Source organism: Caldalkalibacillus mannanilyticus JCM 10596 (genome assembly GCF_000615945.1).
GTDB lineage: Bacteria > Bacillota > Bacilli > Caldalkalibacillales > JCM-10596 > Bacillus_AT > Bacillus_AT mannanilyticus.
This window is the reverse complement of sequence record NZ_BAMO01000005.1, coordinates 106503-126373: the sequence shown is the minus strand read 5'-3', so window position 1 is coordinate 126373 and position 19871 is coordinate 106503. Positions and strand designations below refer to the sequence as shown.

General features: G+C 38.1%; 17 protein-coding genes and 4 pseudogenes. 17 read left to right on the top strand and 4 right to left on the bottom strand.

Features of this window, described 5'->3' with window-relative positions; all coding sequences use genetic code 11:
• Positions 1 to 9: 9 nt before the first annotated feature.
• Together gatA and gatB are read left to right on the top strand one after the other, a co-directional pair.
• Complete coding sequence (gene gatA, locus JCM10596_RS04635; protein ID WP_025026129.1) at positions 10 to 1482, top strand: Asp-tRNA(Asn)/Glu-tRNA(Gln) amidotransferase subunit GatA; 1473 nt, start codon at positions 10 to 12, stop codon at positions 1480 to 1482.
• Entirely contained in the window at positions 1479 to 2912 is a 1434-nt protein-coding gene (gene gatB, locus JCM10596_RS04630) for an Asp-tRNA(Asn)/Glu-tRNA(Gln) amidotransferase subunit GatB (protein WP_025026128.1), read from the top strand. The genes gatA and gatB overlap by 4 nt, the downstream gene beginning before the upstream one ends.
• Positions 2913 to 3014: 102 nt before the next feature.
• Here the strand turns inward: gatB and JCM10596_RS04625 are convergent, their stop codons facing one another.
• On the bottom strand, positions 3015 to 3635 hold the full coding sequence (locus JCM10596_RS04625; RefSeq protein ID WP_025026127.1) for a nitroreductase family protein: 621 nt from the start codon (positions 3633 to 3635) through the stop codon (positions 3015 to 3017).
• Positions 3636 to 3918: 283 nt separating this feature from the next.
• Here JCM10596_RS04625 and JCM10596_RS23870 point away from each other — a divergent pair.
• From JCM10596_RS23870 to JCM10596_RS04565, 13 genes and pseudogenes are all read left to right on the top strand, one after another.
• Positions 3919 to 4802 (top strand): annotated as a pseudogene (locus tag JCM10596_RS23870) (diacylglycerol kinase).
• 62 nt (positions 4803 to 4864) lie between these two features.
• Positions 4865 to 5755 (top strand): DUF1002 domain-containing protein, encoded by an 891-nt coding sequence (locus JCM10596_RS04615; protein ID WP_025026126.1) that lies wholly within the window; start codon positions 4865 to 4867, stop codon positions 5753 to 5755.
• Between the two features lie 239 nt (positions 5756 to 5994).
• Positions 5995 to 6897 carry a serine hydrolase domain-containing protein gene (locus JCM10596_RS04610; protein ID WP_025026125.1) on the top strand — a complete coding sequence of 301 codons (903 nt, stop codon included), beginning with the start codon at positions 5995 to 5997 and terminating at the stop codon, positions 6895 to 6897.
• 155 nt (positions 6898 to 7052) lie between these two features.
• Positions 7053 to 7463: a hypothetical protein gene (locus tag JCM10596_RS04605; protein ID WP_025026124.1), complete on the top strand. Its 411-nt coding sequence runs from the start codon at positions 7053 to 7055 to the stop codon at positions 7461 to 7463.
• 191 nt (positions 7464 to 7654) lie between these two features.
• Entirely contained in the window at positions 7655 to 9040 is a 1386-nt protein-coding gene (gene rlmD / locus JCM10596_RS04600) for a 23S rRNA (uracil(1939)-C(5))-methyltransferase RlmD (protein ID WP_025026123.1), read from the top strand.
• 54 nt (positions 9041 to 9094) lie between these two features.
• On the top strand, positions 9095 to 9388 hold the full coding sequence (locus JCM10596_RS04595; RefSeq protein WP_025026122.1) for an RNA polymerase alpha subunit C-terminal domain-containing protein: 294 nt from the start codon (positions 9095 to 9097) through the stop codon (positions 9386 to 9388).
• Between the two features lie 279 nt (positions 9389 to 9667).
• On the top strand, positions 9668 to 10570 hold the full coding sequence (locus JCM10596_RS27505) for a phage tail tip lysozyme (protein WP_025026121.1): 903 nt from the start codon (positions 9668 to 9670) through the stop codon (positions 10568 to 10570).
• Between the two features lie 317 nt (positions 10571 to 10887).
• The gene (locus JCM10596_RS04585) at positions 10888 to 11907 is read left to right on the top strand and encodes a serine hydrolase domain-containing protein (RefSeq protein ID WP_025026120.1); all 1020 of its coding nucleotides are present in this window, start codon (positions 10888 to 10890) and stop codon (positions 11905 to 11907) included.
• Between the two features lie 226 nt (positions 11908 to 12133).
• A pseudogene (locus JCM10596_RS31640) lies at positions 12134 to 12277 on the top strand (IS3 family transposase); the annotation flags it as partial.
• A 78-nt stretch (positions 12278 to 12355) separates the two neighbouring features.
• A pseudogene (locus JCM10596_RS31635) lies at positions 12356 to 12606 on the top strand (transposase); the annotation flags it as partial.
• A 300-nt stretch (positions 12607 to 12906) separates the two neighbouring features.
• Positions 12907 to 13701, top strand: a complete 795-nt coding sequence (locus JCM10596_RS30025; protein WP_025026118.1) for a hypothetical protein — start codon at positions 12907 to 12909, stop codon at positions 13699 to 13701.
• 178 nt (positions 13702 to 13879) lie between these two features.
• Positions 13880 to 14077 carry a hypothetical protein gene (locus tag JCM10596_RS23845; protein ID WP_051541171.1) on the top strand — a complete coding sequence of 66 codons (198 nt, stop codon included), beginning with the start codon at positions 13880 to 13882 and terminating at the stop codon, positions 14075 to 14077.
• Positions 14078 to 14183: 106 nt separating this feature from the next.
• Positions 14184 to 14480: a transposase gene (locus JCM10596_RS04565; protein ID WP_025026117.1), complete on the top strand. Its 297-nt coding sequence runs from the start codon at positions 14184 to 14186 to the stop codon at positions 14478 to 14480.
• Positions 14481 to 14653: 173 nt separating this feature from the next.
• Here the strand turns inward: JCM10596_RS04565 and JCM10596_RS04560 are convergent, their stop codons facing one another.
• Positions 14654 to 15256, bottom strand: coding sequence for a DUF2812 domain-containing protein (locus tag JCM10596_RS04560; RefSeq protein ID WP_025026116.1), 603 nt, complete (start codon positions 15254 to 15256; stop codon positions 14654 to 14656).
• Complete coding sequence (locus JCM10596_RS04555; protein ID WP_025026115.1) at positions 15243 to 15566, bottom strand: PadR family transcriptional regulator; 324 nt, start codon at positions 15564 to 15566, stop codon at positions 15243 to 15245. The genes JCM10596_RS04560 and JCM10596_RS04555 overlap by 14 nt, the downstream gene beginning before the upstream one ends.
• Positions 15567 to 16158: 592 nt before the next feature.
• On the opposite strand from JCM10596_RS04555, the gene JCM10596_RS23840 reads away from it, so the two are divergent.
• Positions 16159 to 17433: a hypothetical protein gene (locus JCM10596_RS23840; protein WP_199900112.1), complete on the top strand. Its 1275-nt coding sequence runs from the start codon at positions 16159 to 16161 to the stop codon at positions 17431 to 17433.
• A gap of 141 nt (positions 17434 to 17574) precedes the next feature.
• Here JCM10596_RS23840 and JCM10596_RS04545 read toward each other — a convergent pair whose 3' ends face one another.
• Positions 17575 to 18156 (bottom strand): TetR/AcrR family transcriptional regulator, encoded by a 582-nt coding sequence (locus tag JCM10596_RS04545; protein ID WP_025026114.1) that lies wholly within the window; start codon positions 18154 to 18156, stop codon positions 17575 to 17577.
• 345 nt (positions 18157 to 18501) lie between these two features.
• Between JCM10596_RS04545 and JCM10596_RS23835 the strand changes: the two are divergent.
• Positions 18502 to 19736 (top strand): annotated as a pseudogene (locus tag JCM10596_RS23835) (MFS transporter).
• Positions 19737 to 19871: the final 135 nt, after the last annotated feature.

The window sequence follows — 19871 nt, the reverse complement described above, 5'->3', positions numbered from 1 at the left end:
GGAAAGAGCATGTCATTATTAGATTTACGATTACAGGAGATTCACCAGCGTTTGCAGGACAAATCCCTTACAGTAAGTGAATTAGTAGAGGAATCCCTACAACGAATTGCTGAAGTGGATCAGCAAATCCAAGCTTTTATTACAGTAGATGCCGAGGGTGCCAAACAAAGAGCCGCCGAGCTGGACAAGCTGGTAGATAGTACGGAAAGAGGACTGCTTTTCGGTTTACCCCAAGGGATAAAGGATAATATTTCAACAAAGGGCTTGAAAACAACATGTGCGAGTAAGCTTTTGGCTAATTTTGAGCCTGTCTACGATGCAACGGTTGTGCAAAAGCTGAATGAAGCTCAAGCGGTGACCGTGGGAAAGGTGAACATGGATGAATTTGCGATGGGCTCCTCTAATGAGAACTCAGGCTTTTCTCCCGTACGCAATCCATGGAACCAAGAGTATGTTCCTGGTGGCTCAAGCGGTGGCTCAGCAGCGGCTGTAGCGGCAAGAGAGGTTTATTATGCTTTAGGATCAGATACAGGAGGCTCCATTCGACAGCCTGCTGCTTTTTGTGGTGTAGTGGGGCTTAAGCCAACCTATGGACTTGTTTCTCGCTTTGGTTTGGTTGCTTTTGCTTCCTCCTTAGATCAAATCGGTCCTTTGACGAAGAATGTGGAGGATGCAGCCTATGTCTTACAAGCCATTGCAGGGCATGATCGTCAGGATTCCACCTCGGCGAATGTAGAGATTCCAGATTATTTATCAGCTCTATCTGGGGATATTCAAGGCTTGAAGATCGCTGTACCTAAAGAGTATGTAGGAGAAGGTGTTCATCCTGAGGTAAGAGAGAAAGTCCTAGAAGCATTAAAGGTCTTAGAGGGAATGGGAGCAAGCTGGTCAGAGGTGTCACTGCCTCATTCAGAGTATGCGGTTCCTACTTATTACATCATTTCCTCCTCTGAAGCATCTTCCAATCTGGCACGCTATGATGGCGTTCGTTATGGTGTTCGAGCGGATCAAGCTACTAGCTTGCTAGAGATGTACAAGGAAACAAGAAGCCAAGGCTTTGGAGATGAGGTAAAGCGTCGTATCATGTTAGGAACATATGCTTTAAGCTCAGGCTATTATGATGCGTATTATCTTAAGGCTCAAAAGGTTCGTACCTTGATCAAGCAGGACTTCGAAAAGATTTTTGAAGAGTATGATGTCATTATTGGACCGACTGCGCCTACCACAGCATTTAAATTAGGGGAAAAAACAGAGGACCCGCTAACGATGTACGTGGAGGATCTACTGACCATCCCCATGAACTTAGCTGGTATTCCAGCGATTAGTGTTCCTTGTGGACTTGCCTCTAACGGACTTCCTGTGGGCTTACAGATTATCGGGAAGGCTTTTGACGAGTCTACGCTATTACGTGTGGCACATGCCTACGAACAAAAAACAGAGCACCATCTCGCTCGTCCGCAATTAGGAGGGGAGTCAAAATGAAATTTGAAACGGTCATAGGCTTAGAGGTTCACTCAGAATTAAGCACCTCAACGAAAATCTTTTGTAATTGTTCTACGGAATTTGGGGCTCCTCCCAATTCACATACCTGCCCCGTCTGTTTAGGGCATCCAGGTGTACTGCCTGTATTGAATCAAACCGCCTTAGAATATGCGATTAAAGCGGCACTAGCTTTAAATTGTGAGATTTCGATGGATAGTAAGTTTGATCGCAAAAACTACTTTTATCCTGATTCACCCAAGGCGTATCAAATCTCTCAATATGATAAACCGATCGGACAAAATGGCTGGATCGATATTGAAGTCAATGGGGAAAAGAAACGTATCCGCATCAATCGTCTTCACCTAGAAGAGGATGCAGGTAAATTAACTCACGTTGAAGGCGAAAACTACTCGCTAGTTGATTTTAATCGAGTGGGAACCCCCTTAGTTGAAATTGTGTCTGAAGCAGATTTAAGAAACCCAGAAGAGGCGTATGCTTATCTAGAAAAGCTCAAAGCCATTCTTCAATATACAGAAGTATCTGATTGTAAGATGGAAGAGGGCTCACTGCGCTGTGATGCCAATATCTCTATCCGCCCATTTGGACAAAAGGAATTCGGGACACGTACTGAGCTGAAGAACATGAACACCTTCAAAGGAGTGCAGAAGGGCTTGGAGTACGAAGAAAAGCGCCAAGCGGAAGTGATTCTATCAGGTGGAGAGGTTGTTCAAGAAACCAGACGCTGGGATGATGTTCGCGGAGAAACCAAAGTCATGCGTGGAAAAGAAGAAGCTCATGATTATCGTTATTTCCCAGATCCTGATTTGGTGCGTATGCAGATTAGTGAAGAGATGCTCGAAGCGATTCGCTCGACGATTCCAGAGCTTCCAGATGCTCGAAAAGCGCGCTATATCGAACAGTTTGGCTTAAGCAGCTATGATGCAGGTGTCATCACCTCTCAGAAGTCAGTGGCAGACTTCTTCGATGAGTCGACCAAGCATTGTAAGGATGCGAAGCAAGCAGCCAACTGGATCATGGGGGAAGTATTAGGATACCTCAATGCCAATAAGAAAGAGCTGGAGGATCTTGCTCTAACGCCAGAAAGCCTAGGGAAGCTGGTATCCTTGATCGAAAAAGGAACCATCAGTGGAAAAATCGCCAAAACCATCTTCAATGATCTGGTAGAAAAAGGCGGAGACCCTGAACAAATCGTGAAGGACAAAGGGCTTGTTCAAATCAGTGATGAGAGTGAATTAATTAAGATTGTGAATCAGGTCTTAGACAATAATCAGCAATCTGTGGACGATTATAAGGCAGGGAAAGAGAAAGCAATAGGCTTCCTTGTGGGACAAATCATGAAAGAAACAAAGGGGAAAGCAAACCCTGGAGTGGTGAACAAATTATTAAAAGAAGAGATCGTCAAGAGATAAGAAAATCATAGTGAAATGAAAAAAGCCTCTCTGATCGTGATGTCATCATCCATGACTTCACGCGTAAGAGAGGCTTTTTTAACACATTTTTTCTATAATTCCTTATTTATAAGTAACGATCTTATCAAGAGAAAAACGATGATGAGGATACCCTTCCTCAGCACCAACACCAATAGGAACAATACCAGCAAATAAGACATGCTCTGGAAGCCCTAATAGCTCACGAACCTTCGCTTGATCAAAGCCAAGCATTGGAACTGTGGAATAGCCTAAACCTTGAGCGGCAACAAGCAAAAATCCTAGAGCGATATTTGTTTGGGTTAGTCCCCATTGTCCTCGCTCTTCCACACTCATGGCTCCAAAAATGGAGTTCATATTGTCGATATGTCCTTGCTTCTGATCCTCGGCGTATCCAGGATGGACAGTTTCCTCTAAATGAGCCAAAACATCCTCCATATCACTGGTCACGACAATGACGGCTGGAGCTGAAGTCACTTGCTGCTGACCGTAGGCAGCTTCTTGTAGTTTTTCCTTCAAAGCGGAATCGGTGATCACGTGAAATCTCCAAGGCTGTAGATTCCAAGCACTTGGTGCTAACTGAACTAAGCTCAATACCTCTTGAAGCTCTTCTTGTGACATAGGAGCTTGAACATATTTTCTAATACTTTTTCTAGATTCTATCGCTTCTTTAACAGATAAGACATTTTTTGTTTTGATGGACATAGTCATTCCTCCTTGGTATATAAGTTCTGCTAACTTTAAAAGGTCTATTCAAACAAAAGAAATACTTTTTGTTCGAATATTACCTTTAATATGTTACTTACTTATTGTAATTTAATATATATTATTTATTTAGTCATGTCAAGAGAAATGATTTCATCAGGAGGAAAGAAAAAATAATGATAATTTTCTAGCAAAGTTCATAAAATGAGGATGACAAGCTGATTCTTAATGGATATGATATAGGGTAGATGTTAAAAAAATACAAGGATATCTAGGTGATTGAATGCAGAGAGCTAGAATCATATACAACCCTTCTTCGGAAGAGAATTAATAAAAAAGAATGTGTTACATATACTAGACCGCTTAGAAGGAGCAGGGTATGAAACCTCCTGCCATGCAACCAAGGGAAAAGCAGATGCGACCCATGCTGCTAAAGCCGCTGCTGAAAGAGGCTTTGATCTGGTAGTGGCTGCTGGTGGAGATGGAACTCTCTATGAAGTCATTAATGGCTTAGCACCATTACAAATTCGCCCTACACTAGGAATTATTCCTGCTGGAACGACGAATGATTTCGCCAGAGCCTTAGGCATCCCTCGAGATATAGATAAAGCCTGTGAAATTCTGATTCGAGGACATAAGAAAGAGATTGACATTGGGAAGGTGAATGATCAATACTTTATTAATATTGCGGGTGGAGGAACCTTAACAGAGCTAACCTATGAAGTGCCTAGTAAATTAAAAACCGTTCTTGGGCAGCTTGCCTACTATATGAAGGGGATTGAAAAGCTGGTCCAATTAAAGCCAGCTAGAATGAAGATAGAATCCAGAGAAAAAAGCATTGATGATGAAATCATGATGTTTTTAGTGGCGAATAGTCACTCGATCGGTGGATTCGAGCGCCTTACCCCTAAAGCTGATTTGCAGGACGGATATTTTGATGTCCTTGTGGTTAAGAAAACAAGCACTCCTGAATTTATTAAGCTCGCCACTCATGCTGTACGAGGAGAGCATTTAGACGATGAGCGAGTCATCTATTTTCAAACAGCAGAGCTACAGGTCACCTCAGATAACCTTGTACAACTTAACTTAGATGGGGAGCTAGGGGGGCAGCTTCCAGGACATTTTAAAGTGATGCATAAGCATTTGAGTATTTTAACCCCCCACTAAAATGGATAAACTAATACGAATAAGTATAATGGACGTGTTAGGAATTGAAGGAGGAATAAAAGATGATATTTTTAAATAAAAAAATAAAACGCTGGACAGCGATACTCGCTCTTATTTCTATGGTTTGGGTATTCTTTCCACTGGCGGCATCAGCAGATAAGATTGAAGGAAGAACAGTTGTTACACTAGGTGAAAATCTAAATGACGACCAACGCAAGAAAATGCTACAAGAAATGGGTGTAGACGAGCAAACTGAAATCATTTTTGTTTCAAACAAGGAGGAGCATCAATATCTAGGGAAATATATTAGCAAGGATAAAATTGGGACAAGAGCGATTTCTTCTGTCAAGATTACCTTAACGCCAGAAGGCTCAGGTATCAATGTGACAACCAAAAACATTAGCTGGGTCACAGAAGCGATGTTTGCCAATGCCTTAGCAACGGCTGGGGTGACGGATGCAGATGTTTATGTTACGGCTCCTTTTCTTGTATCAGGAACAGCAGGTCTGACAGGATTATTAAAGGCGTTTGAAATCGCCGCAGATATTGAAATTAGCGAAGAGCAGAAGCAAGTGGCGAATGAAGAAATGGTTCGTACCGCCGAATTAGGCGAAAGCATTGGACAAGAAGAGGCGGCAGAGCTGATGATGAGGTTAAAAGAAGCCTTAGGCAACACGACTCTTGAAACCGATGAAGACTACCGTAACTTAATTCAGCAGGTGGCTTCTGAAATAGGAGTTTCACTGAATGAGCAAGACATACAATCTTTGATTCATCTCTTAAAAAGATTAAAAGGCTTAAATATTAACTGGGATCAGGTCGGAAAACAGCTTCAAAACATCCGAGATAACCTGGACGATTTCTTAAACCGTGAAGATACACGAGGCATGATTCGTCAGTTCTTAGATTTTATTATCGCGCTGATCGATCGAGTGAAGACCTTATTTGCCTAATCAAGAAATACGCATAGAAGAAGCCTGTTTTCAGCAGAAAAAGCTGAATCAGGTTTTTTGCTGTACTATCGGCAAGTATATCATCTTGGCTGCATAAATTAACCCATGAAGGAATGGGAGTTGGTAAGCACGAAGGTTTTACGATTTTTGTGAAGGATGCCTGCACCATTTTTCAGCAATGTGGTGGCTGTCAAAATGTTCTTTAGTTTTGGGACAAATACTTGTATGGGGGCTAAGATATGAGGAAGTTGATCATTTTCGGATTATTTTTAATTGTGTTGATTACTCCATTTTTTCTAGATTATAACAATTTAACAAAAAATGAAGATATTCACGGCATGATTGAAAATTTGGAAACAAAAACTCCTATTTTATTAAAAAAATACAATATACCTGGAGCATCAATAGCATTAATAGAAAATGGTGAACTCAGATGGATAGGTACTTTTGGGTATGCAGATGTTGAAGAAAAAATTGAAATACATAAAGATACCGTTTTCCAAGTGGCATCTATCTCAAAATCAGTTACTGCTCTTGGAATAATGAAACTCGTAGAAGATGATATATTAAACTTGGATGACCCTATCGAGAAATACATAACAAGATGGCAAATTCCTGAGTCGAAATATAACAAGAATGGGGTTACGATCAGAAGGTTGTTAAGTCATACAGCAGGACTATCCAGAGGAGGAGGTTATCCGGGATATGAACCAGTTAATGAGCTGCCATCATTAGAACAGTCTCTTAGTGGAATTGGTGGAGGTTCTCAGCCAGTTGAATTGATTGATGAACCAGGAACCAAATATTTTTATTCTGGTGGAGGATATAATTTGCTGCAGCTGTTAATCGAAGAGGTAACTGGCAAAGAATTTGCTACTTATATGGATGAAGCAGTACTTACTCCTTTAGGCATGGAGGACAGTAGTTTTAAGTGGATAGAGAAGCTTCATCATAGAACGGCTAAGGCATACAATACAAACTTAGAGTTACTGCCAAACTATTTGTTTATAGAAAAGGCAGCAGCAGGGTTATATACAACCATTGAGGATCTGAGTAAATTCGTAATTACAGAAATTGATAATTATGAAGATGATTATTTCTTAAGACAGGAGACAATTCGAGAGATGTATAGCCTGTATTAGAAATTGGAGGGTTAGAAGGGTTTATCTATGAAACTACAGCACTAGGTCATTTTGTAAACACTGATAAAAACAACAGACTTTTAGTTGCTCATGATGGAGGTAACAAGGGCTGGAAAGCAAATTTCTCACTAGCGCCTAATACCGGAGATGGAGTTGTGATATTAACTAATGGTGATAATGGCACATATCTAATTAATGAAGTGTTGAGTTCTTGGTATTATAAAGTGTTTCAAGAGAAACATGTCCTTGACAAGTTAGGTCATAAAGTAAATGCTGCTATAGTTTCAATGTCCTCAGTTTTAATGTTATGGTCTGTACTTATATTACTCCAATTATATAAAGCTTTGAAAATGGGTAAGAGAGGAATCCTTGATTTGAAAAACAAAACTCAGTTTCTAGTAAAATGTGCAGTTAGCCTAGCTTTAGTGTACATCACCTATTTACTGAGTATACACATCGTGCCAATAGTAAGCCCTGGAATAGGTAAAATATTAGCTGTATCTATATTTATAAGAGTGCTAGTAGGAATTTTACAGCTGTTTATTACTAAAAGAGGAATAAGTTAATACCTTTTAAAATTTGTCCAATTTATATTTGGAGATTGCTCTCCTTACTTACGCAAATAGAAACTTGCAAGATCGGCTAAAGTGAATAGTTCCTAGATTTTATTATTGTGTGGTGCTATTTTTATTTTGCAGAAGAGTTATGATACAATTCCGTTAGTAGATCGACGAACCATAGAAAGAGTTGAATAGAGATGAAAGCAGAAAAAATGATTCCCGTTCGCAAAAATGATTACATAGAACTCCATATTGATGGCTTAACTCATGAAGGAATGGGGGTTGGAAAACACGAAGGCTTTACGATATTTGTGAAGGATGCTCTTCCTCAGGAACAGGTGAAGGTTAAGATTATTTTAGTCAAAAAGAATTTTGCTGTCGGCAGACTTCTAGAGATTATCAAGGAAAGTGAGCATCGTGTAGAGCCCTCCTGTACCATCTTTCAGCAATGCGGAGGCTGTCAATTGCAGCATTTGTCCTATGAGGAGCAATTGAAGCAGAAGCAACAGCAGGTGGCAGATAATATGAAACGAATCGCTGGGCTTGACCTAGAGAAGGTTATGATCCACCCTACACTAGGCATGGAGAATCCTTGGAGGTATCGTAACAAGGCACAGGTTCCGATTGGAGAGCAGGAGGGAGGGCTTGTGGGTGGTTTCTACAAGCAAGGAACCCATGAGATTATTGAAATGAAAGAATGCCTCATTCAGCATGAGCAAAACGACCAAGCGGTACAGAAGGTGAAGGAGATTGCCTACCGCTTAGGGCTTCGAGCTTATCAGGAGGAAGGACATCAAGGCTTGTTAAGGCATGTCGTTATTAAGTATGGCTTCAGCAGTGGAGAGGTCATGATTGTACTGGTCACCAATGGAGATGAGATTCCTCGGCAGGAAGAGCTGGTCCAAGGGATAAGAGAAGAGTTCCCACAATTAAAAAGTCTTGTACAGAATATTAATACGAAGAAAACCAACGTTATCTTCGGAGCAGAAACGAAAGTACTCTGGGGAGAAGAATATATTTACGATTCGATTGGCGACATTCAATTTGCCATATCGGCAAGATCCTTCTATCAGGTGAATCCTGTTCAAACCAAGGTGCTCTATGATAAAGCCTTAGACTATGCGGATTTGACAGGGAATGAAATAGTGATTGATGCTTACTGTGGAATCGGTACAATATCCCTCTTCCTTGCACAAAAAGCAAAGAAGGTACTTGGTGTAGAAATCGTTCCAGAAGCCATTGCAGATGCGAAAAGGAATGCGAAGCTGAACGGCATAGAGAATGTAGAGTTTGCAGTAGGGGAAGCAGAGAAGGTCATTCCTTGGTGGAAGGCGCAGGGTCTGGCTCCAGATGTGATTGTCGTTGACCCTCCGCGAAAAGGCTGTGATATCGCTCTATTGGAAACAATGATTGAGATGAAACCGCAGCGGATTGTGTATGTATCCTGTAATCCGTCCACGCTAGCAAGGGATTTGAAGGTCCTAGAGCAAGGGGGATTTGAAACGAAGGAGATTCAGCCGGTGGATATGTTTCCGCATACGAGCCATGTGGAGTGTTGTTCACTACTCGTACGGAAAGGTTAATAAGGGTTGTAACAGCGGAATCTTTTTTAGCAATAATTAGTAGGAGGGGTTGTATTGAAAGCAGAAAAAAGCTTAAGAGTTTGTGAAAAAGGACATAAGTATTACAAAAGTAGTGACTGTCCAAGTTGCCCTACTTGTGATCAGGAGAATAAACCTGAAAGTGGCTTTCTATCGAAACTAAGTTCACCTGCCAGAAATGCTTTAGTTCACGAAGGAATTGATACTTTGCAAAAGCTCTCAATGTACACCGAAAAAGAAATTCTAAAAATCCATGGTATTGGACCAGCTTCCTTACCAATTTTGAGAATTTCATTAGAAAAAGCTGGTTTATCATTTAAAGAAAAATAATGTGTAGTAATTAGTGAAAGCTGATTTTTCTTTGATAAGCTCCCAATTAGGTAGACAGATGAAAAAAATTCATCTGCCTACCTAATTGGTTTTTTTCGTTTTGGGAGAGGGTGTTTTCGATATAATTAATTTGTCTTCTGTTCTTTCACCATTTGAAACAAACTCTTGAGAGTTATGATGTAAACAATTAGAACGAATAAATTCAACCGTTTCTTCAGAAATTATTTAATGTGCCAAAAGCACAGCTGCTGCTCATTCTATTTTCTAAGGAGAGTTGACATGACTACTGCTGTAATAACTCGACCAACATTTAAAATAGGCTCAAAGGGCCAAGGTGTAGCTAGTATTCAAAAAGCACTTCAAAATGCAGGATTCTCACCAGGGCGAATTGATTCAGATTTTGGCTCGAAAACAGATACGGCTGTAAGGAATTTTCAAAAAGCACATAATCTTAAAGTGGATGGAATAGTCGGGAAGGACACATGGGCTTTGTTACAGAAATATTCCACACCGACTCAAGTACCCAATTATACGGTTCAACCAGGTGACAGCCTCTGGAAGATAGCACAAAAATATAAAATAAGTACTGATACGCTTCAAAAAGCAAATCCAAATATTAACGCAAATAATCTTCAAATTGGAACTAAGATCGTTATACCCAACGCTAGAGTGGCTAAACCATATACAAATAATGCTCCTGTCAGCCCATCTGGTAATAGTAATGATGAGAAAGTTTGGAACTTTTTTAAAGCAAAAGGATTTTTAGATGGGGCAACTGCTGGTATCATGGGGAACTTAAAACAGGAGTCTGGAATTGATCCAACTAAGAAACAATTTCGTGGTGGACCTGGACGTGGAATTGCTCAGTGGGAAAAAGGAGGGCGTTGGGATCAATTAGTGAGGTACGCTCGGTCTCAAGGTAGGAGTGAATGGGCATTAGACACACAACTTGGCTTCCTTTGGTATGAATTAAATGGCGGTGATTCAACAACGAAAGCCATATTAAAAAGATATGGTGGAATCGAAGGACTTAAGAAGATGGGTATAGAAGATGCTGTTAAAGCATTTCAGATTTCGTTTGAACGAGCAGGTAAGCCGGATTATCCTAGCCGTTTTCGATATGCTTATGACTTTTACAAGCGATTTGCAGGAAGATCTGGTTTCGGGAGAGCAGGGGTATGAAGGGAATGAGATGTAAATAAATGATGTAACAGTGAGTTAAGAGCCTTTTTTAGCGTTGAAAGGCTCTTTTGTTATTGAAGAATATTGAAAAGCGGAATGAGTTTACTACATAAGATCTGAAATAACTGAATAGATATAAGGAGATTCAACATTGCTGAGAGTATCTAGAAATTTAAAGATGAAAAACTGAAATAAAGCGAATTTTTAAAACTATTGACCATAGTGTATATAAAATATATAATAATGGTAATAAATGTAAATTTAGTTTGAAAACTGAATACTTTAATTGATCACTTTTTTATTAGGGGGTATTATGTATGGATATAAACAATGTTATTGACAAGGAATTCAGTGGAGTAATTTCTGTACTTCAAGAAGGTCATAAAATATTTCAAGGTGAATATGGTTTTGCTGACAGGGCAAATGAAGTTCGTAACAGCATTAACACGAGGTTTGGTACAGCTTCAGCTGGAAAGGTGTTTGTAGCCACTGCCATTTTAACCCTTATTGAAAAAGATTTAATTCATTTTGAGTCATCAATCGGAGAAATACTGAAATTTAATTTGAAGCAGATTGACCCGGGAATTACGGTCAAACAATTGTTGAATCATACTTCTGGCATTCCTGACTATTTTGACGAATCGGTAATGGATGCTTATGAAGAGTTATGGATAAATACCCCAAATTATTCTATAAGAAAGTCATCAGACTTAATCCCTTTATTTATTGATAAACCTATGATGTATCCGAAAGGTGAAAAGTTTCAATACAACAATACAGGTTATGTTGTTCTTGGCCTAATTATTGAGGAGATAACAGGGAAACCTTTCGATGTCTATTTACAAGAAGCAATATTTAATCCCAGCAACATGACAGATACGGGTTATTATGAACTTGATAAATTACCAGCGAGATGTGCTTTTTCTTATATTTATGATGAAGAAAATAACAACTATCGCACAAATATCTTTTCTATAGATGCCAAGGGAAGCGGCGCAGGTGGCGCATTTTTAACAGCACCTGATGTTGAAAAATTCTGGGCTGCATTGATAGGTGGTAGATTAATCAAAGAAAAGTTTATGAAAATGATGTTATCTCCTCAAGTTTCAGAAGGATGCTATGGTTACGGGGTATGGCTTTTAAATGGTAAAATACCTTCTTTTCAAGGGTGTGATCCCGGAGCGAATTTTATAACATCTTATGATTTAGACAGGCAGATCATAATTACAATATTAAGTAATATGGATTATGATGTAGAAGAATTGCATGATCGAATTATTAGTGAAATAATTGGACAAGGTAATGCTAGACTAAAAAGTAGACACAGATTGTTATAACAAATATATCAATGACAGTGAGGTGTCTGCATGGCAAAAGGTAATGGCAAAAGATTAAAAAAGGCGATGCACTACTTCGCGAAAATCTCTCGGTAAAATACGATTTCATTTATGAAAATCGCTCCCATTTCCGAGTGATGTGCAATGTATCGGGAGTTTTTAAAAGCGGTTCAAATGGTTAAAACGGCAGAAAAGTGACAGGCATAAAAAACATGAGAAATTATCACAAGAGATTTTACAGACTCACTTAGAATTCAAGCAGCGTTACGGCAACGTCAAAATTACAAAAACGCTGAATCGACGTGGTGTAAAGGTAAGTGAACATACAGTATCCCGTATTATGACCAAGAATCAATGGAAATCGTGTACAGTAAAAAAATACAAGGCTACAACGAATTCAAAGCATCAACACTCAGTAAGTGAAAACGTATTGGATCGACAGTTTAAAGCTTCTATGCCAAATCATTTTTGGGTATCAGATATTCCTATATTCCAACCCATGAGTGCTGGTTGTATTTGGCTAGCGTAATGGACATATATTCTCGTAAAATCGTAGGTTGGGCTATAGATAAAACCATGACAAAGGAATTGGTTCTCTCTGCATTAAAAATGGCATATAAACGTCAAAATCTAAGAAAAGGCGTCATACATCATTCTGACAGAGGCGTTCAATATGCCTCCTACGAATATCAAAAGCTACCATTACTTGAATACATTGAGGTCTTTTATAATTCCAAGCGAAAGCGCGGTAGAAAAATCCATGTCTATTTTCTTGACGTAGTATCACAACTAAATGCGACAACTATATTGACAAAGACCGTTTTCGTTTCAACTAACATAAATAAAGTTAGTTAATTTTCATTCTAAAAGTGTTTAATCTATGAATTTTCTAAATTAAAGAAAAGAATCCTAATAATTTACTTTTTTCCTATATACATACTACTCATTCTATGTTACTATGGGGATGAATACAAATTTCCAAAAAAAGGATATGCTAGTATGAGATTTTGGAAGGAAACTATTTCGATTGGGATGGTGGTTTTAATACTTTTCTTTGGATTGTTTAGTAATTCAACAATCGCCTCATTAAACCCCCAACAAGTAGGAGAAAACGGAAAAATAGACAATGGGTTGAAATCTGCATTTGAAAGAATGAATGATGTTGCAAATACAACAAGTGAAATTACAGATTCTAAGAGAATTCAGGACATTAAAAATCTGATTGATAACGCAATTTCCAACAACGAAGTAGTTATGAATGGTTCAGAGGTTGAATTAGATTTTAGTAATGCTAAGTTCTTGAAAATTACCCAAAATGATACTGACTACACCTCTGCTACGATTCCTATTACAGGAGACCAGTACAGCTTTACAAGTAACTTTACTTTGATTTTTGACTCAAACAATGAAATTATAAACTACTCGGAAATATTGGTTACGAAAAGTGATAATAATAAATTCGTGATCACTTCTTTCTCCGATGGTAAATTAACACATGAAGAAGAAACTGATTTAGACTATGTTAGTAACAGTGAGCTTGAAAAACAGTTAGCAGATTTACAAGCTTCCCTTGAAGAAGGCAATCAACAAATTCAGCCAGAGGGCATTAAAGAAGTTGCTGCATGTATTGCTTTAATAGCTAGTGTTGATCTTGTAGTTGCGTACTTAATTGCAGGTACTTGTGCAGCATCTTGTCCAGCAGTCCCACCTGTTTGTGCTGCTTGTATTGCTGCAGTTGCAACTTTAGGTGTAGCTAATATTGCTGGTATCGTAGGCTGTTTCAACTTATTATAGAGCACATTGAGTGAAAGCTTATAAAAAAAATTAACTTTCGATTATAGTAAACTTAAATAGAGGTGAAAATATAGGTAGGGATGTTGTTTTCCTATATTAAGGAAACCTAAGGAAATTTTCAAATGATAATGGTGTTACTTTATACTAAAATAAAATAACATGGAAAGGAACGTCAATAGTGGATAATACTTCAAAATCTAAAATTTTTATAGATAGTTTAATACCAATGGGTATGATTTTGGGTTGTGCTATCGGTACAATTTTAGGTATGTTTTTCAAACCAATCTTTCTAATATTTACAGTCAGTATAGGAACAGGAGTAGGCTATTTAATTGGGCTTATTGCTTATGTAGTGTATAGTAAAAAACAGCCATGATTACACCCATTGTTGACATCCCGTAGGGATTCTTACGGATGATCATGTACAGAAAAATGTTAAATTCAAACGGTTCCTCCTACCTAGGTACATTTCAATTTGGAGGATGAAAAATGGAGATGGATCCTATTGTAACTCATTGTGCTGGCTTAGATGTACACAAAAAAATATCATTTTTATAGAAGAATCTATTCAACAATTAGATGAACGGATGAATGATTATCTTAAGGAATACCAAGAAGAATTACAGCTTCTTCAAACGATGCCAAGAGTGAGCAAAATAAGTGCGGCAAGCATCATTGCAGAAATAGGGACCAATACGGATCAATTCCCTACAGCTAGCCATCTATCTTCATGGTCAGGGGTGCTTCTGGCATTCCTGACTATTTTGACGAATCCGTAATAAATGCCTATGAAGAGTTATGGATATATATCCCGAATTACCATATAAGAAAGTCATCAGACTTACTTTTATTTATTGATAAACCTATGATATATCTATTCTATTGATGCCAAGGGAAGTGGAGCAGGTGGCGCATTTATAACAGCTTATAGATAAATATTGTCGGCTACTAATCACGCCGTTTTATCTAATAGTTTCTTGTATTTTACATATGTAGTCATAAATGCTATGCCCGTAATAAGTACTAACCAAGGAGAACCAAATCTTAAAAGTGCAAAGGGTGTTTCAAATAAGAAAGCTAATAAAAAATCTGTACCTTCTCTATCCCATAGACCAGGTGTAAAATAGGCTGATTTTAGGCTTGAAAACTGTGAAGCATTTTTAAAAAAGATCATTGTTAATATTAGAAATAATAAAGTAGATTCACCATAGGATTTGGTCAGGCGTTGTAAATGGGATTTTTCAGATGCGTTGTCTGAATATAACTCATCAAGTCCGTTAATTGGTTTAAGCCAATACTGTAATGATGACCAGCGTGAACCTCCTATATGCTCCCAACCAAAGTCCTCATGTAACTGAATATATTGCTGATACATTTCTTCTGATTTAAATGTTTGGAAGTCCAGGCGGATCACTTGATCGAGTGTATCTGCCTTTTTGAAATAGTATATTCCTAATAAAGTATGAACCTTTTTACATACCCATCCTTGTTGAAGCATCTCATTTAACCATTTCTCTTGCTTATGAGCATCAACAAATAGTTTAATCTTCTTCATGAAAATTACCTCCTTCATATAGGGAGAGAATATGAGTTAACCGTTCTTTTTCTATTTGTAAAACCGCAAGTCCTTCTTTAGTAATATGGTAAACTTTCCTTCGTGGATCATCTGAAGCAACAAGTACAATCCAATTGTATTTTAATAGGTTTTCAATTGCTCCGTATAATGTACCCGCCGCGATCCGAACTTGCCCATTGCTCATCACTTCAATCACTTGCATGATTGCATAACCGTGTAACGGCTCTCGCAAAGCCAACAATATATAATGCATTGTTTCTGTTAAGGGAAGCAACTTATGCCTTTTCATTTAACATCCCACCATATTAATTAACTATACAGTTAAACTGTATAGTTATATTATATAAAGTTTGACTGTATAGGTCAACTGTATAATGGCGCCTATAGGACTAGTGGACAAAGCCCGCTGAATGGTGCGAATCGACCTATCAAAGATGAGTACTGTACATTATCGTTGTACTAAGAAATATACAAGTTACTTTAGGTACCCTTTCTAAACGTAGCCCATATTATATTTCAAAAAGTTTTTTGAAAGGAATAAGACGAATGCATAATAATTATAACCCCTCCTCCTACCCTTATAGCATTAACCCACCAATGTATCACTTACCTAATATGCACAATACTTACAAAACATCCCCATATCCTCACTGGGCCAACACACCAATCTATAACCCCTACTTTAATGAACAAGATGGCATAAGCCATTTTGTTTCCCTCTTAGAAGAAAGGGGCTTTATTGTTCAGAAAGGCACATTAAGATATATTGATATACTAAAACTGGCCAGTGAAGGTATAATCGACACAGCCTTTGCCAATAATGCTGGCGTACCCTATGGAGCTATCTCCTTCCGCCAGCACCAAACCAGGAACCGTCCCCAATGCAGAAACCTCCAAAAGGTTATAATCCTAACGATCCGCACAATTATCCAGCCAATATTGAATATGTAGGACCAGGATTTAATTATAAGCTCCGTCCTGACGAGGCAATTGTATTAATTGGACAGACGCCTCCTCCGGCAGTTTACTTTAGTTTTAGAAGTTATCTTGGATTTGTTGAAAATAAAGCTGAGAAGGACTACAGTGATACAGTTACATCAGGGGATCAAGATACTGGTTTTTATCACTTTATCGGTGCTAGCATGGGGGATCAAATAAGTAACAATTTTATCTGGACGGACAGTACACCCAATGGAAGCCCCGGAAATCCCTTTGACAGTTCCACAATTATCATTACCACTGCAGACCAAGACGTAAATCAGCAAATGCGTAATGCTCTTGTTGAATCAGGCTTTGACACTGGTATCATGAACAATGATATTATCCCTATAGACCTAGTCAGAATGGGGCTGGAAAGAGGCAAAGATCACTTTATGTTTGTCATGAGGGTTGCAATTTTTCAAAATCCTGAAGTTGGCTGGGATTATATTGACAACCTTGAAAGATATTTTACGGTGTTGCGTATTACCCCTAAAACTCCCTATCCCACTACAAACCCGTGGCCTATACCAGTGTTTAAAAAAAGAGAAACAGGGATTACTGAATACCAGATCGTTCCAAAATCAAGAGATACACTAGATTACTTGAGAAATCAAATTATTCGAAAATACAAAAATCAAGAATATGATATTGTAGATCTTGAGTTAGATCTCTGGGAAATTGAAGGTTATCAGAGTATATTGCAGGATAGAAACGCTCTTATAGATGACAGAGATGCAGTCTATACGAGAACTGAAAGTTTTAAATTAGCTTCTGATGATGATTTTGTGATAATATATGGGGTTAATCATACACAAACGGGGTTTGCAACCTATTTAGCTAACAGCATTTATGGTGAAGAACTTTTGAATGGAGTTGTAGCAGGTCGCCTAACAAATGAATTACAATATCCCGCTGATGAGTATTTCCCCGAATATTATAAAAACGCTAAATACTATTATGTGATGAAAATGGCAAGAGAGTACAAGGAAGGCAATGAAGTTATTATACCTTATAGCACAGGTAACCCCCAAGGATCAGCATTCGGAGTTGACAACAATGAAGAAGCTTTTATAGGTTTCAGAGCTTATGTCAACCAAAAAACTAAAGTCGCTCCGGCCCTTTTTGATATTATCTGGGGGCGTGCAATCTTATTTACAAAAAAGAAAAACGAATAGGGATAAAAAGATAATCAATATTAGGAAGCATGTAATTAGTCATATATAAGAACAGCACAGCACTAAAATCTAGTGCTGTTTTTCTTACATTTTGTTTAGATTTCATCTTTGATAGAGGTGTTAACAATTCATTTGAAGAATTTATTTTAATAATGATAAGATCATCGCTACAGTATTATCTACAAATGAGCGCTCCGGACGGGATTTCATTAACACTGTAAGTCCGATTAAAGAAACGACTAGTGTCTGTGCTAATTTTTTAGCGTTTAAGCTGCTTTCGAACTCTCCTGAGTTAATACCTGCTGCAATAGTTTCTTGAAATATGACCGAAAGATACATCTGATGTTCCCTTGTAAGGATTTCAAATTTTTCATCGTGAGGAGCAAGTTCTACCATTGTATTAATACAAAAACAACCCTTACTCGGACTTTCTCTATATTCCTCTTCCACCAATTCCTCAAAAAATGTGCGAAATGCTTCCTTTACAGGTTGAGTGTTTTGAAGTTTTGTTCGAATATAGGAAGCATGTAGTTTTGTATATTTGCGTAATGCAGCTTCAAATAATTCCTCTTTGTCCCCAAAAGCTGAGTATAAACTTGGTCTTTGTATCCCCATCTTAGCAGTTAAATCGTTTAATGAAGTAGCTTTGTAGCCCTTCTCCCAAAAAAGTTTCATAGCGTCAGTTAATACTCTATCTTCATCAAATTCACGTTGTCTAACCATAATAAATCCCTCTTTTACTATAAAAATTTTAGAGATGATGAATCACTTCAAGATATTTGAGTTTAATTGGTTATTTGCGGACATTTCATTTATCAACTCTTTTATTTTGCTGATTTTTTTCAGCAAAACCATAAGTATACTGATATTATATACCGATCAGTATATTATAATCTTATTTAATTATAGCTAATTTGTCAAATCAACTATAATTTTTTAGGAGAAGTAGTAAAAACGATAAATAAGTATTGACATAACAACTTCTAGTTAGTTATTCTTGTTAAGAATCATTTTGTACTGATCGGTACATTATTCTATAGGTGCACAAAGGAGGATGTAAAAATAATGTTGAATGTTAAAGAAAAAGAAACAAGTACTGCTGAACATCGTGACAATTCGTTACAATCAGGAGCCAGCACACCGATGTCTAGATTTATGGTACTATTGTTTGCAACCGCCTGCGGGATGGCTGTTGCCAATATATACTTTGCCCACCCGTTGCTTGATGCACTATCGTATGAGTTCAAGATTGATCACTCAACTATTGGCATTATCATTACAATCACTCAAGTCTGCTATGCACTAGGATTACTCCTACTAGTTCCACTTGGTGATTTATTGAACCAACGGCGACTGATTATTGGGCAAATGCTATTATCTGTTGCTGCTCTCGTTGTTATTGGTTTGGCTCAATCGAGTACAGTACTTTTTATAGGTATGGCAATGGTAGGAATGCTTGCTACTGTAACACAAACACTCGTCGCATACGCATCGACATTGTCTTCTCCGGAAGATCGTGGAAGTACAGTAGCTTCGTTACTAGTGGAGTTGTGATAGGAATCCTTCTCGCCCGAGTATTTGCCGGTATTTTGACAGATATAGGTGGTTGGCGTTTAGTCTATCTTACGTCTGCCGCACTTATGCTCTTCATCGTTGGTTTATTATACAAAAAATTACCAAATTCAAAACGCAAACAAACATCGATGTCCTATCCGAAGCTATTGCTTTCCGTCCTTTTGTTAATCATACAAGAAAGAATCCTACTGGTTCGTGGAATATTGGGAATGCTAATTTTTGTTTCATTTAGCATTCTGTGGACTTCATTGGTACTACCTCTTAGCTCAACATCACATTCTCTTTTGCATTCTGCTATTGGTGCATTTGGTCTTGCTGGAGTGGCAGGAGCATTAGCTGCTACTCGGGCAGGGCGTCTGGCTGATCAAGGATTAGGGCAGCGAACAACAGGTATCTCCTTAGCTTTATTGTTAGCATCATGGTTCCTAATCAGTTTTATTGATCATTCTCTGTTTGTATTGATCGTTGGTATTATTCTTCTTGACCTCGCTGTGCAAGCCGTACATGTCACCAACCAAAGTATGATTTTTACAGTACGTCCTGAAGCGAGAAGTCGACTTACTGCTGCTTACATGATTTTTTATTCTATTGGCAGTGCAACAGGTTCAATTGCTTCAACCAATATTTACGCAATTTTTGGATGGAATGGAGTATGTCTATTAGGTGCATCTGTCAGTGCTTTCGCCCTTTTGTTTTGGGCACTAATGTCTTATCTGACGTCGGAATAAAAATTTTAAAATGTGAGGATATTGTGAAAGAAACACAAATACTCTTCACATTTTTATAATGTGCTTTATAATACCCATATAGGTATAAACCCTACAGGGTATAAACTTGATATTTGAAGATATCGAATTCATCAT

Excerpts from the sequence above, each read along its gene's own strand:
- JCM10596_RS23840 (WP_199900112.1), top strand. The coding sequence starts at position 16,159 with ATGCAGAAACCTCCAAAAGGTTATAATCCTAACGATCCGCACAATTAT.
- gatB (WP_025026128.1), top strand. The coding sequence starts at position 1,479 with ATGAAATTTGAAACGGTCATAGGCTTAGAGGTTCACTCAGAATTAAGC.
- gatA (WP_025026129.1), top strand. The coding sequence starts at position 10 with ATGTCATTATTAGATTTACGATTACAGGAGATTCACCAGCGTTTGCAG.
- JCM10596_RS27505 (WP_025026121.1), top strand. The coding sequence starts at position 9,668 with ATGACTACTGCTGTAATAACTCGACCAACATTTAAAATAGGCTCAAAG.
- JCM10596_RS04615 (WP_025026126.1), top strand. The coding sequence starts at position 4,865 with ATGATATTTTTAAATAAAAAAATAAAACGCTGGACAGCGATACTCGCT.
- JCM10596_RS04545 (WP_025026114.1), bottom strand. The coding sequence starts at position 18,156 with ATGGTTAGACAACGTGAATTTGATGAAGATAGAGTATTAACTGACGCT.
- JCM10596_RS04565 (WP_025026117.1), top strand. The coding sequence starts at position 14,184 with ATGAAAAATGGAGATGGATCCTATTGTAACTCATTGTGCTGGCTTAGA.
- JCM10596_RS30025 (WP_025026118.1), top strand. The coding sequence starts at position 12,907 with ATGAGATTTTGGAAGGAAACTATTTCGATTGGGATGGTGGTTTTAATA.
- JCM10596_RS04610 (WP_025026125.1), top strand. The coding sequence starts at position 5,995 with ATGAGGAAGTTGATCATTTTCGGATTATTTTTAATTGTGTTGATTACT.
- JCM10596_RS04560 (WP_025026116.1), bottom strand. The coding sequence starts at position 15,256 with ATGAAGAAGATTAAACTATTTGTTGATGCTCATAAGCAAGAGAAATGG.
- JCM10596_RS04555 (WP_025026115.1), bottom strand. The coding sequence starts at position 15,566 with ATGAAAAGGCATAAGTTGCTTCCCTTAACAGAAACAATGCATTATATA.
- JCM10596_RS04585 (WP_025026120.1), top strand. The coding sequence starts at position 10,888 with ATGGATATAAACAATGTTATTGACAAGGAATTCAGTGGAGTAATTTCT.
- rlmD (WP_025026123.1), top strand. The coding sequence starts at position 7,655 with ATGAAAGCAGAAAAAATGATTCCCGTTCGCAAAAATGATTACATAGAA.
- JCM10596_RS04625 (WP_025026127.1), bottom strand. The coding sequence starts at position 3,635 with ATGTCCATCAAAACAAAAAATGTCTTATCTGTTAAAGAAGCGATAGAA.